The following is a 15,914-nucleotide window of genomic DNA, read 5'->3' on the forward strand; positions in this document are numbered from 1 at the left end:
GGAATTAAAAAAAAGATGGCAAAATGCCATCTTTTAATGTCCAGCCCCAGGCACAAGTAAGAATGTCGTGTAGTATGTAAATCCTATGAAGAAAACAGTTAAATATGCCCCAAATACGTATATATACATACGCTCTGTTAATTTTAAATAGCTTAAAAGTACGAAGAAACCTGTTTGTCCTAAAAATAGTAGTGCGGCCGGTTGCATATCCCCTACGTAAAACATGACCGAGAAAATTCCAGTCCAAAAGCCGAGAACGCGAAACATGCGCTCCATGCGATCTCCCTCCTTTTCTAAAAAAAGTAAACCTCACCTCATTATAGTTTATTTTTCTTACTATTGTAAATATTCGTTCATATAAAAAGAAGCCAATTATTATTGGCTTCTTTTTATATGAAAAATTAAATTGTTAGTTTATAATTACAAGATTTACATCCATCTAATAGACTATCATTTCGAGTTAATTCCATGTTAGGGAATAGGATTTCAAAAATTCCTTTCATCATATCTCCGTGCATGTTACAAATTTCAGTTGGATGATGAACAGCAACTTCTTTAAATGGACAATTGTGTACATCATAGAAAATTTTTGTTCCATCTGCACTTAATTCAAATGCAGGTGATAAGCCAGCTGTTGAGAAAGCTTCTTTTGCAATTTGAACTTTTTGTTCCACTGTTAAAGCATCTTCACTCACATTTAAACGTTGCATATGTTGTTGCATTAATTCAGCTCCGAATTGTTTTCCTGTTTCGTATAGCGCTTTTTCACCAGCAGCGCCAAGGCTAAGTAAAGAATTAAATGCGATTCTTGCTAACAATTGATAATCACGGAATGGAAATTGTAATTGGATAACATCTTCAGATAAGACATACAATCTGCTCGGTCGTCCGCCTTTTCCAGTTTTCTTCGTTTCCGATTTTAGCATATGAACATCTTCTAGTTTAGATAAATGTAAACGCGCTACGTTTGGATGAATGTCAAACTCATCTGCAATTTCTTGTACCGTTACGTAACTATGTTTTTGCGAAATATATTTATAAATGTAATAACGAGTTGGGTCAGATAATACACCTGTAATTTTTAAAGCTTGTTCCATGAGGATCTCCACCTTTATCACTTTATCCAAGATAATAACATTATAATACAGATAAACATGAGTATAGGTAATTTCAGACAATAATTCGGAAATTGTTCATAATTTCACAAACATATTTTTCCTTTTTCCTCTATTGAAAATACAAAAGTCCAAATTTTTATTGCGCATGTTTTCATGCTATATACATAGTGAGGAGGGAAAAGTGATGAATGGGATTGAAATTTTTGCGAATGCAATTTTAAAAGAAGCGTGTAGGGTACAAGCGTCAGATTTACATATTGTGCCCCGGCAGAAGGATGTAGCGGTGCAACTACGTATAGGAAAAGATTTAATGACGAGACAGTGTATTGAAAAGGAGTTTGGAGAAAAACTTGTCTCACATTTCAAATTTTTAGCATCTATGGACATAGGCGAGAAACGGAAGCCACAGAATGGTTCGTTGTATTTGCAAATTGATGGACAAGAAGTGTATTTACGCCTTTCCACACTTCCAACAGTATATCAAGAAAGTCTTGTTATTCGTCTTCATTTACAAGCATCTGTTCAGCCCTTATCACATCTTTCGTTATTTCCAAGTACGGCAGCAAAACTACTCTCGTTTTTACGCTATTCACAGGGGCTACTTGTGTTTACTGGACCGACTGGATCTGGGAAGACGACGACAATGTATGCATTATTAGAGGTAATTAGAAAAAAGAAAACACGTCGCATCATTACACTTGAAGATCCGGTTGAAAAAAGAAGTGACGATGTATTACAAATTCAAATAAATGAAAAAGCGGGTCTCACATATGAAACAGGATTAAAGGCTATTTTACGTCATGATCCAGATATTATTTTAGTAGGTGAAATCCGTGATGAAGAAACAGCAAAAATAGCTATAAGAGCAAGTTTGACAGGACATTTAGTAATGACAACGCTGCATACGAATGATGCGAAAGGAGCAATCATTCGTTTCATAGATTATGGTATAACGAGGCAAGAGATTGAACAGTCTTTATTGGCTGTAGCTGCACAGCGACTTGTCGAATTGAAGTGTCCGTTTTGCAGAGGAAAGTGCTCAACTTTATGTAAATCAATGAGGCAAGTAAGGCAGGCTAGCATTTATGAGCTACTATATGGATATGAGTTAAAACAAGCGCTTAAAGAAGCTGATGGAGAATGTGTTACTTACAAACATGAGACTTTAGAATCATCAATACGAAAAGGATATGCTTTAGGTTTTTTAGAAGAAGATGTTTATGTTTAAGAAAACTTGGAGTTTAAGTGATCAAGTAGTATTGTTGAAACGTTTAGGAGAATTATTAGAAAAAGGCTACTCTCTTTTACAAGCATTAGAATTTTTACAGTTTCAATTACCTGTAGAAAAGAAAGTACAATTGCAGCGCATGATTGAGGAGTTAAAAGATGGGAAAAGTCTACACGATTCTTTTCATCAGTTAAAGTTTCATCAGGACATGTTAAGTTATTTATTTTATGCCGAGCAACATGGTGATATTTCTTTTGCTTTGCAACAAGGAAGTGCACTTCTTTATAAGAAAGATAAGTATAGGAGAGATATGATGAAAATAATGCAGTATCCTATGTTCTTGATGTTTTTTCTACTAATCATGCTCTTTATTTTTAAACTCATTTTATTACCTCAGGTTGAAATGGTTTATAGTTCGTTCGGTTCTAATACACCACTACTTACAGAAAAAATTTTAAGTGCAATAAAACTGCTACCTTACATTATTTTAGTCGCTATTTTAACTGTTATTATTGGAGGTATTTTATACATGTTGTATTTTAGGAAACTTCCACATATTAGACAGGTAAAAATTATGCTTCGTATTCCCCTCATCAAAACATTTCTTATTTTAAAGCATTCACATTATTTTGCTACTCAGTTGAGTGGTTTATTAAATGGTGGACTATCAGTATGTGAAGCTTTAACAATAATGATGGAGCAAAGATATCATCCGTTCTTTAAATATGAAGCGAGCCGGATTGAAAGACAATTAATTGGAGGAGAACAGTTACAATCTATCATTGCTAAAAGTGGGTATTACGAGAAAGAACTTTCTTATGTTATTACGCATGGACAAGCAAACGGCAATTTAGGGATTGAATTAGGTGACTATAGCGATCTTATTATGGAAAAGATGGAACGGAAAATTAAACATATGTTAGTTATCATTCAGCCTATTTTATTTACATGTATCGGAGGAATCGTTGTCCTTATGTATTTAGCGATGATTATGCCGATGTTTCAAATGATGAATTCTATTTAGGGGGCATTTGTATGCAGAATGAGGAAGGATTTACTCTGTTAGAGATGCTATTAGTGATGGTTGTCATAACTATATTATTACTATTAATTATTCCGAATGTAGTTACACAGCGCTCATCGGTCCAAGGAAAAGGGTGTGCAGCTTACGTGAAAGCTATAGAAGCGCAAATACAAGTATATCAATTACAACATAATAAAATTCCATCGTTAAAAGAACTGACAGATGAAAAGTATATTACAACTGATAAGTGCCCGAATGGCGAATCTATTCATATTTCAGATGATGGCGCAGTATCAATTAGGGCATTGTGAAACAACAGGGGTTTACTTTTTTAGAAATGTTACTCGTTTTATTTGCTATTTCTGTATTAAGTATAGTTACGTATTTTAGCGTGCATTCCTTATACGAGCGACAAAAAGTTGAACAATTTTTGAGGCAGTTTTCAAATGATATTTTGTATATGCAGCAATTAGCGATAAACCGTCAAAAGCACTATACATTACGTTGGCATAAAGATAGAAATATGTATGCTATAAAAGAGTCAGGTACAAAGTATTATATCGTCAAGCGAGAGTATGAAGAAGATATACAAATTGATTTGCATACGTTTCCAAATCCGATGACATATAATCCAAGTGGAAATATTAATAGAGGTGGTACGATTATAATTTCGTATAGAAATTATAAATATGAAATTGTATTTCAGCTTGGAAGAGGGAGATTTACGTATCGTGAAATGTCAAAAAGGATCCATAATGGCTGAAATGATTGTATCGTTAAGTGTTTTAATGATGGCTGTATCTTTACTACTACCGCAAACAGTATTAGTTATGCAAGAAAGAAAAAATATACAAATTCGTTATAAGGCATCTGGATTATTAAAAAAAGAAGCAGCTATATATATGTATGGAAATGAAGAAAAGCGAATAATAGAAAAGAATATAAATGGAATTGTGTATTACACATATTGGGGAGGCAATGAAGTTTGTACCATGTGGAGAGATGTGAAAGACAGAATGATGGAACAATGCTTTTATGTAGGAGAAAAAATAAATTAGAATTTGGTTTTTCATTAATAGAAATGATTGTATGTCTGTTTCTATTATCAATATTTTTTTTGCTCCTTCCCCGCCTACATTTCATTGAAATGGGAAATAAACAGTCAAAAGGATTAAATGATTGGGAGTGGGATGTGTATTTAGGGCAAATGCAATTGGAGTTTCGTGAAGTATCATCTGGAGAACAGCTAGCATTTGAAAATGGAGAAAGTATTTTACGATTCCGATCGCGTAATGGGAGTGAAGTATCGTATGAAAAAGAGAATAGTCGTCTTATAAGAAAGGTAAATAGGCGCGGGAGGGAAGTTGTTTTACAAAATATTGGAACAGTTTCTTACAAACTAACACCTCATGTACTCATTATAAATGTAAAAGATACTAGTGGGAAAATATATGAAGGTGTAGTTATGCGATATAGCGAAATAGGAATAAACGTATGAGAAAGCAAAATGGATTTACAATGCCTGGAACGATTATCTTTCTTATTTTATTAACTTCTTTTTTTATATACGAAACAAATATGTTGTTTACAGATAAAAATTTTTATATAGAAATAGAACAAAAGTTTTTATTGGATGAATTACTTAACCGATCTATTACAGATATAAAAAAAGATTTACAGCAAAAAGAAAAAGAAGGTACATTTTTCTTTCAGTATGAAAAGGGAGAAGCGAGTGGAAATTATGTCTTTGAAAATGATTTAATTCTCGTTACGTTGCAGTGCACACTCAAACAGGAAGCTTTCTATACGGTGAGTTTTCGGTATAGAAAAAAGGATGGAAAAATAGTGGATTGGATAGAAGGATAATATGTGAAATATATGGAGATAAACCAGGATTTTCTATTGTAAATTGAATTGATTTTTTAGAAGAAATGGATAAATATAATGATTAAAAGTTTAAATTTTCTCAAAAAAGAGAAAGGTAGAAAGAATATGATATATTCATGCTATCCAATCATTATTTTTAGGGAGAATAGGGAAATGACAAACAACAATCAAATAGGTGAAAATAAGGAACAAACTATTTTTGATCATAAAGGAAATACGATTATGACAGAAGATAGAGAAATACACATTATTTCAAAATTCGAAGAACCTCTTATTGTCGTATTAGCAAATGTACTAAGTGATGAAGAGTGTGATGAATTGATTGAAATGTCTAAAAATAAAATGGAGCGTTCTAAAATTGGTTCATCACGTGATGTAAATGATATTCGAACAAGTAGCGGTGCATTTTTGGAAGACAATGAACTTACTTCAAAGATTGAAAAACGAATTTCATCTATCATGAATGTTCCTGCGTCGCATGGTGAAGGATTACACATTTTAAATTATGAAGTGGATCAACAATATAAAGCCCACTATGATTATTTTGCGGAACATAGTAGATCAGCTGCTAACAATCGTATTAGTACGCTTGTAATGTACTTAAATGATGTAGAAGAAGGCGGGGAAACATACTTCCCGAAATTAAATCTTTCTGTACACCCTAGAAAGGGAATGGCAGTATACTTTGAGTATTTTTATCAAGATCAATCACTAAATGAGCTTACGTTACACGGAGGAGCACCTGTAACGAAAGGCGAGAAATGGATTGCAACGCAGTGGGTGAGAAGAGGTAATTATAAGTAAAAGCGAGCGTTACGTTTTGTTCTTCATAGTATAAGAACAAAACGTTTTTTTATTAAACAAAGTAGCATCTTTCGTTATAATAACAATTAATAAATGACGATTGAGAGGACAGAAAATGAAATCTATATACATAACCGGCTACATGGGAGCAGGGAAAACAACAATTGGAAAAGCGTTAAGTAAAGAACTTCAAATGGATGTTGTAGATACTGATCAAAAAATCGAAGAGAAGCAAGAGAAGGCAATTCGAAATATTTTTGCCGAAGAAGGCGAAATGGCTTTTCGGGAATATGAAAGCGAAATGTTACGTGCGCTACCAGTCCATAATGTCATTATTACAACTGGTGGGGGAATTATTGAACGAGCGGAAAATCGCAAGTGGATGAAAGAGAACGGAACTGTCGTGTATTTATATTGCGATCCGCATGTAATTGCAGAAAGGCTTCGTGAAGATACGACACGTCCACTATTTCAAAAGAAAGATATAGATGCATTTGTAACGAAATTTGAATCACGCCGAGCTTATTATGAAGAGGCTCACATTCATATCGATACGACAAATAAGTCTGTAAAGCAAATTATGAATGAATTAAAGGAAAAGATTAATGTATAAAAAAGTGGACATACTAATCAAGTAGAGGTGATGATAATATGTCTACTAATGATTATGTTCGCTTTGTGACGCAGCAGTTTGTGTCGTATATGGATGCTCCAAAAGAAGATCGAAAACAAAAGAAAGAACAACGCCGTGCTGAAAAAGAGCCATTTATGAATAAGTGGTTTGGTGTTATGCCGCTGAGTGCTGCTTTGTTTTACCGAAATGTAAAAAGTAAAAGAAAAAAATCAAGTTAAATTTTAGTCATATGTCTAGCAAATCAAAAATCCCCTAGTGTCGTATTACACTAGGGGATTTTTATTTACTGCACGGATTCTTGTTCTTCCGTAACGGCATGTATTTTATTGTTCACCCATACAAATCCTATTCCGATACAAATAGAAATGCCCCAGCCTACAGCGGTCATAATTGCTCTCATTTCACCATAGCCATCTACACCAAAAACAGAGATGAAATAAATTTTTAAAAAGCTTTTTAATATAAATTGCAGCCCGAAAAATAACGTTAAATATTGCAGTGCTGGATATATACGACTATCACGATACAGTTCACGACTTTTATCGCGGTCATGGCCTTGCAGCGCTGCAATATCCGCAGCGAAATATAACATGAGTGGTTTTTTTATGAAAATTGTACAGATGACGATAATACCGAGTACGATGTGATAATATGCATCATTCCACAACATTCGTTCAGCTGAACCAGATAATAAATCTACCGTTGTATTAGAAATGAGTGTAATTAAAATAAAGAACCCTGTCACGTTAAACTGTTTTTCTTTTTTAAAGGTATACAGTGTATAAATAATCCCCGGAACAGAGGAAAGTAACATCGCGTAATAAGGATCGATATAAGGTTTTGCAAATTTCCAAATGAGGAATGGGATTACGAGATAAAAGACAAGATCTAATATAGCTTTTTTATTTTGATTCATACAAAGCCTCCTTAAGTCATACATATATTTTATAATATAATTTCTGAAAATTGTATAAGGTTTAATGGGAAAAGAAAAAATATATCAATTTTCGAGGGGTTAGTAGATTGAAAAAAATTGCCCCTAGCGTAGTAAGTTTTTTTAGTATATAATAAAGGAAACGCTTTCATTTTTAATTTGTTCACAAAATGGACGGAAAATCACATATTTACTATCGATATGTTGCTTTATAATGAAACTAATTAAATATACATGCATACAATATTGTGAAATAAATAACATAAATAATCTATATAAATGTAAACGTTATCAAAAGAGAGAGGTGGAGACAATGAGTAAATTTTTCTTCAATCATAATCCAGCAACAGTAGAGGATGGAAGGCTTGTTAAATATGCTGAAATTATTTATGGAGAAGGTGGCCGTTCTGTATTAGAAAATTTAATGGTGAAGGCATCTATCAGATTGCGTGATCGTTATCCGAATAAATCTGACGAGCAGATCTCGAACCTAGTAAATAAAGGCATCCATGATATGTTTCAAAAATATGTGAGCGAGTAAGAGTGGCCAATGGCTGCTCTTATTTTTTTGTATAAGGATTGTCACTCTAGCTGAAAATAAACATGTATTCTGAAAAACGTAAAAAGGAGTGGGAAAGATGAGCAATGGAATTGGACGTTCGAAAGAAAATCTTCCAACTGATGCAAATCATGTGAGCGCGAAGGATCGTGCGTATCAAAAACGCATGGCAAAGCAAAAACAACAAGAGCGTAATGAGGATAGAGAGTAACTCGAAATAAAGCTCCTTCTAAAGCAGAAGGAGCTTTATTTTGATAGAAAATGATTCGCGGTAACATAAAAGAGTCCACCGTTAATAATTTGCACTGTAATACGTGGTTCATACTGTTCTTGCAGAGCTTGTTTTTCAATTTCATAGCTCTCAGGAAGTTCGTCACTTTCTTCATAAAAACGGTTTAAAAGGTCTAAATCATGATTCCAACGCACTCTTGCTTCTTTTGCCCACGTATGGTCATCTTCTGCAATTATATTTTTTAAAGCGTCTTCTATGCGTTGTAAACCACTTTGAGGTTTAATGATGGGCGAGAGCGTAAAACAAAAATCAGGTATTTTTGGTGTAAGTTTAATGTTTGTTAATGTTTCATGAAAGTTTGCCATCATTGTTCCAGAAATGAGATGAATACCAATCGAGTGAAGGATGTCTTTTTTTCGATCACATTGATAGGAAACTTTTATATTAATACCGAGCCAAGGGTGGAGCGGTGTATGTGTTGCCCCATTATGTCTTACATCCTCATATAAACGTATGTATGAGCCTAATTCTTTTGTCGTTTGGAAAATTTGATGTAGACGTGGTGAACCGTAGTGAATAAGCTCACCATCATTTTCTTCATTTTCTGGATTTGTAATAAGAGTAAGGCGCATCGGATTCGGTACGCCTCCTGTTTTCTCAAGATAGTGCCAATAAAAAGGGCGATTCATTAATAATTTATCCATCTCAATTGTTAACTGTACATCTAATAAATGAGGAGAACGTTCTAAAATTTCACAGTTATTCGCCTCAAAGAAATTGTATAAGTAATTATGAATTTCATGTTGCTGCATAGCCTTGCACCTCAGCTTCATTTCGTTTCGCAAAGTCGATAATAGATGTTAAGTTTTCCATCTTAATTCTAATTTCACCTTCGCTTTTTGATTGCGCGAAAATTTCTTGAATGTGCGCGTCGATGTTTTTCATATTAATTCTCGTTAAAATTTCATCGAGTTCACCGATAACACGCTCGAATAAGTTGATTTTTTCATATAACAGTTTCAGAATATGTTCTTCAACAGTATGCTTTGTAGCTAAGTTATAAATATGAACATCATTCTTTTGACCGAGACGGTGAATACGTCCGATTCTTTGCTCAAGACGCATTGGATTCCATGGCAAATCATAATTGATCATATGGCTACAAAACTGTAAGTTGATGCCTTCTCCGCCAGCTTCAGTTGCAATTAACACTTGGGCACGATTTTGGAAAAGTTCCTTCATCCAATCTTTCTTCCCGCGTTTAAATCCGCCGCGGAATGGGACAGAAGAAATACCGTGTTGTTGTAAAAACCATTGTAAGTACATCTGTGATGCTCGGTATTCCGTGAAAATGACGACTTTATCGTCAATTTCTTTTATAAGCTCTAGAGCTTTAGTTGCTTTCGAGTTGAAAGGAATATGATTAATTTTGTCCATTAGCACATCGATATGTGGATCTTTTATATAATGTTCGTTTTCTTTCTGTCTTTTTTCTACATGCTTTTTCAATGAATAGTAAACAGCCTCACGACTACTACACGCTTCCCGTTTTAACGTTAACGATGAGAAAGCAGATGTGAAGGCGTCTTGTCCTCGCCAATTTTCGATATCATTATATAGAGCTTGTTCTTGTTCATTAAACTCAACAAAAATTGTACGTACATGTCTCTTCGGCCAATCGATACCGGTATTATGTCGTCTATTTCGCACCATTACTTTATTAATGAGAGCTTTTAAGTCTTCATCTGATTCGGCTGAGCGATTTTTGGAAGCGTAATATTCTTCAAAGTTGGATTGATTGCCTAAATGTCCTGGTTTTAATAAAGAAACAAGGTTAAAAATTTCATCAATCTTATTTTGAACAGGAGTAGCGGTTAGTAATAAACAAAACTTCTTTTTTAATCGTTGTGCAAATTCATAGTTTTTTGTTTTATTATTTTTCAGTTTATGTGCTTCATCGATAATAATAAGGTCATATTCTAAGTTCAACACGATATCGCGATGTGGTGAACGTTTCGCAGTATCAATTGATGATACGATTACGTCAGCTTGTTCCCACGAGTAGCTTTTCTTTTGTGCTACAGCGGGAATGAAAAACTTTGTATTCAGCTCGTATGCCCATTGTGATACGAGAGAAGCTGGGACAAGTATAAGTACCTTTTTCACAAGCCCGCGGACCATGTATTCTTTCAAAATAAGTCCAGCTTCGATTGTTTTTCCAAGGCCTACTTCATCTGCTAGAATCGCTTTACCATTCATTTGTTCAATTACATTTTGAGCGACTTCTAATTGATGCGGAAGCGGTGTGAAATGGGATAAATGTTTCGGTGCTTGTAGTCCATCAAAAGTAGGAACAAGTAACGATTTTTCTGTTTCATAAGCTAAGTGATATAAATCCCAGTTTGTCCAAGGACCATCTTCATCAATTCTATTTAAAAAATTGTTTTGCCACGTCCGATCTACGGAAATATCGACATTCATTACAACTCTCCCACCTTTTATAAACTAAAGTAATTATTTTTTAATGTATGATGATTTGCCTTAAAAGAAGGCATAATTATCGTTATTAAAGGCTATATGATAGACAATAATAAAGTATTAAATCTCAAAAGCTGTATTTATTGTGTTTTAACATAAAAAATTCTAAATTATTTTTTATGCTAGAATATTGATGAAATATAGCGAATGATGTTAGGATAATGGTGTGAAATGTGTGGAATCTTTCGTATTTTATCCAAGAAAGTGATTTTTTATTTACGCTTTCATAAAAAAATATAATGAGATTCCGTATATCCTATCTTTTCAGAATGAAAATGTTTAGAAAAGGGAAGCAACTTTTATTGATTTGTCAAAGCATAAGGGGGAGAGAGCATGATTACATTACAACGTACACCGTTATTTGATGTATACGCGAAGTATGGTGGGAAAACAATCGACTTCGGTGGTTGGGAATTACCAGTTCAATTTTCAAGCATTAAAGAAGAACACGAAGCTGTACGTACAGCTGCAGGTTTGTTCGATGTGTCTCATATGGGAGAAGTTGAAGTAAAAGGTGTAGATAGTTTAGCATTTTTACAACGTGTTGTTACAAATGACGTATCTACCTTAAAGGTAGGGGGCGCACAATATACAGCTATGTGCTACGAAAATGGTGGTACAGTAGATGATTTATTAATCTACAAACGTGGTGAAGAAGACTATTTATTAGTAATCAATGCATCAAATATCGAGAAAGATTACGAATGGTTAGCAAGTCATGTAATTGGCGATGCGACAGTAGTCAATGTTTCTAGTGAAGTTGCACAGCTTGCAATTCAAGGACCAAAAGCAGAAGGCATTTTACAAAAAGTTGTGTCAGAAGATTTGAAAGAAATTAAGTTCTTTAAATTTAAAAACGATATTCTTGTAGACGGAATTCCAGCACTTGTATCTCGTACAGGTTACACAGGTGAAGATGGATTCGAAATTTACTGTAAGAGTGAAGATGCTGCAAAACTTTGGGAGAAACTTCTTGAAGTTGGAGCAGAAGAGGGCTTAAAAGCATGTGGTTTAGGTGCTCGTGATACACTTCGATTCGAAGCAACATTACCACTTTATGGACAAGAATTATCAAAAGATATTACACCGATTGAGGCTGGAATTGGCTTTGCGGTAAAAACAAATAAAGAAGCAGACTTCTTTGGAAAAGCAACGTTAAAAGAGCAAAAAGAAAACGGTGCGCCTCGTAAATTAGTCGGCATCGAAGTAATCGAACGTGGAATTCCTCGTACGCATTACCCTGTATTTATTGGTGAAGAAAAAATTGGGGAAGTAACAAGTGGTACACAATCTCCAACGTTAAAGAAAAGCATTGGTTTAGCACTAATTGATGTAAAATACGCAGCAGTTGATACAGAAGTAGAAATTGAAATTCGTAATAAACGCGTCAAAGCAGTAGTTGTTCCAACACCATTTTACAAACGTTCAAAGTAACGGGGAGAGGGGTAGATTTCATGTTGCATCGTTATCTTCCAATGACAGAAGAAGACAAAAAAGAAATGTTACAAACGATCGGCGTTCAAACGATCGATGAATTATTCTCTGATATTCCAGAGAGTGTTCGTTTTAAAGGGGATTTAAAAATTAAAGAAGCAAAATCAGAGCCAGAGCTTTTAAAAGAGCTATCTCAAATGGCTAGTAAAAATGCTAACTTAAAAGAATACGCTTCTTTCTTAGGAGCAGGCGTATACGATCATTATGCTCCAGTAATTGTAGATCATGTTATTTCTCGCTCAGAATTTTATACAGCTTACACACCATACCAACCGGAAATTTCACAAGGGGAATTACAAGCAATCTTTGAATTCCAAACAATGATTTGTGAATTAACAGGAATGGATGTAGCAAACTCTTCTATGTATGACGGGGGTACAGCTTTAGCTGAAGCGGCAATGTTAGCAGCTGGCCATACTCGCAAAAAGAAAATTCTTGTATCTAGCGCGGTTCATCCAGAATCAAGAGCAGTACTTGAAACGTATGCAAAAGGTCAAAATCTTGAAGTTGTTGAAATTAATCATAAAGATGGTGTAACAGATTTAGACGTATTACAAAGTGAAGTAGATGATACAGTTGCTTGTGTAATCGTTCAATATCCAAACTTCTTCGGACAAGTTGAAAAATTAGCTGATATTGAAAAAATCGTTCATCAACAAAAATCATTATTTATCGTTTCTTCAAATCCATTATCATTAGGCGCATTAACACCACCAGGGAAATTTGGTGCTGATATTGTAATCGGTGATGCACAACCATTCGGTATTCCAACGCAGTTTGGTGGACCGCACTGTGGTTACTTTGCAACAACGAAAGCATTTATGCGTAAAATTCCAGGACGTCTTGTTGGACAAACTGTAGATTCAGATGGTAAACGTGGATTTGTATTAACGTTACAAGCACGTGAACAGCATATTCGCCGTGATAAAGCGACGTCTAATATTTGTTCAAACCAAGCGTTAAATGCATTAGCAGCTTCTGTTGCAATGACGGCACTTGGTAAACAAGGTGTGAAAGAAATGGCACGTCAAAATATTTCTAAAGCACAGTATGCAAAACGTCAATTTGAAGCGAAAGGCTTCACAGTAACATTTGCTGGACCATTCTTCAATGAGTTTGTTGTAGATTGCAAACGTCCAGTGAAAGAAGTAAACGATGCATTATTACAAAAGAATATTATCGGTGGTTATGATCTAGGCCGTGATTATAAAGAGCATGAAAACCATATGCTTGTAGCAGTAACTGAGCTTCGTACAAAAGAGGAAATTGACACACTTGTAAACGAAATGGGGGCTATCCAATGAAGAACCAAGATCAAGCACTTATCTTTGAAGTGAGTAAAGAAGGACGCATAGGATATAGCTTACCCAAATTAGATGTAGAAGAAGTGAAACTAGAAGATGTGTTTGAGAGCGATTATATTCGAGTAGAAGATGCAGAGCTACCAGAAGTATCTGAACTTGATATTATGCGCCACTATACAGCACTTTCAAACCGTAACCACGGTGTTGATTCTGGATTCTATCCACTTGGATCTTGTACGATGAAATATAATCCGAAAATTAATGAGAGTGTAGCTCGTTTCGCAGGATTTGCAAATATTCATCCACTGCAAGATGAAAAGACAGTACAAGGTGCAATGGAATTAATGTATGACTTACAAGAGCATTTAATTGAAATTACAGGTATGGATACTGTTACTTTACAACCAGCAGCTGGTGCACACGGAGAATGGACAGGTTTAATGTTAATTCGTGCATACCATGAAGCGAATGGTGACTTTAACCGTACGAAAGTAATTGTACCTGACTCTGCTCACGGAACGAACCCAGCATCTGCAACTGTAGCTGGTTTTGAAACAATTACAGTAAAATCAAATGAAAATGGCCTTGTTGACTTAGAAGACTTAAAACGTGTTGTAAACGAAGAAACAGCAGCACTTATGTTAACAAATCCTAATACATTAGGTCTATTCGAAGAAAATATTTTAGAAATGGCAGAAATCGTCCATAATGCAGGCGGTAAATTATACTATGATGGTGCAAACTTAAATGCGGTATTAAGCCAAGCACGCCCAGGAGATATGGGATTTGACGTTGTGCATTTAAACCTTCATAAAACATTTACAGGTCCTCACGGCGGTGGTGGCCCAGGTTCTGGTCCAGTAGGTGTGAAAGCTGATTTAATTCCGTACTTACCAAAACCGATTTTAGAGAAAACGGAAAATGGTTATCACTTCAACTACGACCGTCCAGAAGCAATTGGTCGTGTGAAACCATTCTATGGTAACTTCGGAATTAACGTTCGTGCATACACGTATATTCGCTCTATGGGTCCAGATGGCTTGCGTGCAGTAACGGAGTATGCTGTATTAAATGCGAACTATATGATGAGAAGATTAGCGCCATTCTACGATCTTCCATTCGATAGACATTGTAAGCATGAATTTGTATTATCAGGTCGTCGTCAAAAGAAACTTGGTGTACGTACATTAGATATTGCAAAACGTCTGCTTGATTTCGGTTACCATCCACCAACAATTTACTTCCCATTAAATGTGGAAGAATGTATTATGATTGAGCCGACAGAAACAGAATCAAAAGAAACATTAGATGGTTTCATTGATAAGATGATTCAAATCGCTAAAGAAGTAGAAGAAAATCCAGAAGTTGTACAAGAAGCACCGCATACGACAGTTATTAAACGTTTAGACGAAACGATGGCTGCACGTAAACCAGTTTTACGTTATGCGAAGCCAGCTCCTGTACAAGTTTGATTAAAATAACAAAGGAAGAACTCGCTGAGGCGGGTTCTTTTTTGTATGGAGAATTTGTCCCGCATTAACGGACAGTAAACTCCCAACTCAAAACTTAGCTGGTGCAAAGAAGCCAGGTGGGAGATAAACTGTCCGTAAATGCCCGATTGGTTCAACTAATAATCAGTGGGGATGAAGAAAAATCCCCACTGATTAAAGTTTCACTTTATGCAGAAATAGTGAAGAAAATGTTAAAAAAATATGTTTTTTGTTTCCTAATGGTGTAAAGGTGTAGTTTTATAGGTAGTTTTGTTGAAAAAGTCGGTTTGATAAAAGTATTTATTTTTGTTAGAATTTTATTGAAATTAAGAAGATGTGATGAGGCAAAGATTACTCATTTTTATGTATATGTGAAAAAACGAACAAGACGGGGGTGAAAGTGTGGGATATCGATGTTATAGAATGGTATACCATTTAGAAAATGGAGAAACAATTAAAGATGTAAAAGAATTTTGCTATCGGGACCAAGGAAAAGTGTTAGAAAGAGTAGCAAATCGTGTAATGGATAATAGAGAAGTGACGGCGATTGATAAACAAGGAACAATCATTTCAATAGCATGTGAGGACATTGTAAAGGTAGAACTTGATTACATAACAGAAAGTTAACCTTGAGTCATATCGAATTATTCGATAAAATAAACTGTTGA

General features: G+C 34.9%; 22 protein-coding genes. 16 read left to right on the top strand and 6 right to left on the bottom strand.

Annotated features, from left to right (window positions below; genetic code table 11):
• Positions 1-33: 33 nt before the first annotated feature.
• Positions 34-276, bottom strand: a complete 243-nt coding sequence (locus tag ACTFP3_RS13030; protein WP_000440716.1) for a DUF2626 domain-containing protein — start codon at positions 274-276, stop codon at positions 34-36.
• A gap of 125 nt (positions 277-401) precedes the next feature.
• Positions 402-1,097: a helix-turn-helix transcriptional regulator gene (locus ACTFP3_RS13035; protein WP_000434125.1), complete on the bottom strand. Its 696-nt coding sequence runs from the start codon at positions 1,095-1,097 to the stop codon at positions 402-404.
• A gap of 205 nt (positions 1,098-1,302) precedes the next feature.
• On the opposite strand from ACTFP3_RS13035, the gene comGA reads away from it, so the two are divergent.
• The 10 genes from comGA to ACTFP3_RS13085 all read left to right on the top strand — a co-directional run bounded on the left by comGA (position 1,303) and on the right by ACTFP3_RS13085 (position 6,913).
• Entirely contained in the window at positions 1,303-2,346 is a 1,044-nt protein-coding gene (gene comGA, locus ACTFP3_RS13040) for a competence type IV pilus ATPase ComGA (protein ID WP_070180498.1), read from the top strand.
• Positions 2,333-3,370, top strand: coding sequence for a competence type IV pilus assembly protein ComGB (comGB, locus tag ACTFP3_RS13045; RefSeq protein ID WP_065222862.1), 1,038 nt, complete (start codon positions 2,333-2,335; stop codon positions 3,368-3,370). Before comGA ends, comGB begins: the two co-directional genes overlap by 14 nt.
• Positions 3,371-3,381: 11 nt before the next feature.
• Positions 3,382-3,681, top strand: coding sequence for a competence type IV pilus major pilin ComGC (gene comGC / locus ACTFP3_RS13050; RefSeq protein WP_001178684.1), 300 nt, complete (start codon positions 3,382-3,384; stop codon positions 3,679-3,681).
• Complete coding sequence (gene comGD, locus ACTFP3_RS13055; protein ID WP_000813141.1) at positions 3,678-4,133, top strand: competence type IV pilus minor pilin ComGD; 456 nt, start codon at positions 3,678-3,680, stop codon at positions 4,131-4,133. The genes comGC and comGD overlap by 4 nt, the downstream gene beginning before the upstream one ends.
• On the top strand, positions 4,126-4,428 hold the full coding sequence (locus tag ACTFP3_RS13060) for a hypothetical protein (protein ID WP_000829464.1): 303 nt from the start codon (positions 4,126-4,128) through the stop codon (positions 4,426-4,428). The genes comGD and ACTFP3_RS13060 overlap by 8 nt, the downstream gene beginning before the upstream one ends.
• Entirely contained in the window at positions 4,398-4,868 is a 471-nt protein-coding gene (comGF, locus tag ACTFP3_RS13065) for a competence type IV pilus minor pilin ComGF (RefSeq protein WP_033692316.1), read from the top strand. The genes ACTFP3_RS13060 and comGF overlap by 31 nt, the downstream gene beginning before the upstream one ends.
• Positions 4,865-5,236: a competence type IV pilus minor pilin ComGG gene (comGG, locus tag ACTFP3_RS13070; RefSeq protein WP_001231318.1), complete on the top strand. Its 372-nt coding sequence runs from the start codon at positions 4,865-4,867 to the stop codon at positions 5,234-5,236. The genes comGF and comGG overlap by 4 nt, the downstream gene beginning before the upstream one ends.
• Positions 5,237-5,410: 174 nt before the next feature.
• A complete protein-coding gene (locus tag ACTFP3_RS13075) occupies positions 5,411-6,061 on the top strand; it encodes a 2OG-Fe(II) oxygenase (RefSeq protein WP_065222865.1) in 651 nt (216 codons plus the stop codon).
• Positions 6,062-6,176: 115 nt separating this feature from the next.
• Entirely contained in the window at positions 6,177-6,674 is a 498-nt protein-coding gene (aroK, locus tag ACTFP3_RS13080; RefSeq protein ID WP_000836653.1) for a shikimate kinase AroK, read from the top strand.
• Positions 6,675-6,712: 38 nt separating this feature from the next.
• Entirely contained in the window at positions 6,713-6,913 is a 201-nt protein-coding gene (locus ACTFP3_RS13085; RefSeq protein WP_000106083.1) for a YqzE family protein, read from the top strand.
• Between the two features lie 65 nt (positions 6,914-6,978).
• Here ACTFP3_RS13085 and ACTFP3_RS13090 read toward each other — a convergent pair whose 3' ends face one another.
• A complete protein-coding gene (locus ACTFP3_RS13090; protein ID WP_001073111.1) occupies positions 6,979-7,611 on the bottom strand; it encodes a VC0807 family protein in 633 nt (210 codons plus the stop codon).
• Between the two features lie 141 nt (positions 7,612-7,752).
• Positions 7,753-7,869, bottom strand: a complete 117-nt coding sequence (locus tag ACTFP3_RS13095; protein WP_001987222.1) for a hypothetical protein — start codon at positions 7,867-7,869, stop codon at positions 7,753-7,755.
• A gap of 73 nt (positions 7,870-7,942) precedes the next feature.
• On the opposite strand from ACTFP3_RS13095, the gene ACTFP3_RS13100 reads away from it, so the two are divergent.
• Both ACTFP3_RS13100 and ACTFP3_RS13105 read left to right on the top strand, forming a co-directional pair.
• A complete protein-coding gene (locus tag ACTFP3_RS13100; protein WP_000032702.1) occupies positions 7,943-8,170 on the top strand; it encodes a hypothetical protein in 228 nt (75 codons plus the stop codon).
• A 97-nt stretch (positions 8,171-8,267) separates the two neighbouring features.
• A complete protein-coding gene (locus ACTFP3_RS13105; protein WP_000064668.1) occupies positions 8,268-8,399 on the top strand; it encodes a hypothetical protein in 132 nt (43 codons plus the stop codon).
• A 35-nt stretch (positions 8,400-8,434) separates the two neighbouring features.
• Here ACTFP3_RS13105 and ACTFP3_RS13110 read toward each other — a convergent pair whose 3' ends face one another.
• Both ACTFP3_RS13110 and ACTFP3_RS13115 read right to left on the bottom strand, forming a co-directional pair.
• The gene (locus ACTFP3_RS13110; RefSeq protein WP_001183964.1) at positions 8,435-9,232 is read right to left on the bottom strand and encodes a YqhG family protein; all 798 of its coding nucleotides are present in this window, start codon (positions 9,230-9,232) and stop codon (positions 8,435-8,437) included.
• Positions 9,219-10,901, bottom strand: coding sequence for a DEAD/DEAH box helicase (locus tag ACTFP3_RS13115; protein ID WP_001100040.1), 1,683 nt, complete (start codon positions 10,899-10,901; stop codon positions 9,219-9,221). The genes ACTFP3_RS13110 and ACTFP3_RS13115 overlap by 14 nt, the downstream gene beginning before the upstream one ends.
• 390 nt (positions 10,902-11,291) lie before the next feature.
• Here ACTFP3_RS13115 and gcvT point away from each other — a divergent pair, with 390 nt between their 5' ends.
• The 4 genes from gcvT (at position 11,292) to ACTFP3_RS13135 (ending at position 15,873) form a co-directional block, all read left to right on the top strand.
• A complete protein-coding gene (gene gcvT / locus ACTFP3_RS13120) occupies positions 11,292-12,392 on the top strand; it encodes a glycine cleavage system aminomethyltransferase GcvT (protein WP_000631769.1) in 1,101 nt (366 codons plus the stop codon).
• Positions 12,393-12,412: 20 nt separating this feature from the next.
• A complete protein-coding gene (gene gcvPA / locus ACTFP3_RS13125) occupies positions 12,413-13,756 on the top strand; it encodes an aminomethyl-transferring glycine dehydrogenase subunit 1 (protein WP_000903240.1) in 1,344 nt (447 codons plus the stop codon).
• Positions 13,753-15,228 (top strand): aminomethyl-transferring glycine dehydrogenase subunit 2, encoded by a 1,476-nt coding sequence (gene gcvPB, locus ACTFP3_RS13130; protein WP_000795702.1) that lies wholly within the window; start codon positions 13,753-13,755, stop codon positions 15,226-15,228. The genes gcvPA and gcvPB overlap by 4 nt, the downstream gene beginning before the upstream one ends.
• A 441-nt stretch (positions 15,229-15,669) precedes the next feature.
• A complete protein-coding gene (locus tag ACTFP3_RS13135) occupies positions 15,670-15,873 on the top strand; it encodes a DUF3929 family protein (protein WP_000262496.1) in 204 nt (67 codons plus the stop codon).
• Positions 15,874-15,914: the final 41 nt, after the last annotated feature.

The organism is Bacillus cereus group sp. MYBK5-2, from assembly GCF_051915685.1.
In the GTDB taxonomy this organism is placed as follows: Bacteria; Bacillota; Bacilli; order Bacillales; family Bacillaceae_G; genus Bacillus_A; species Bacillus_A cereus.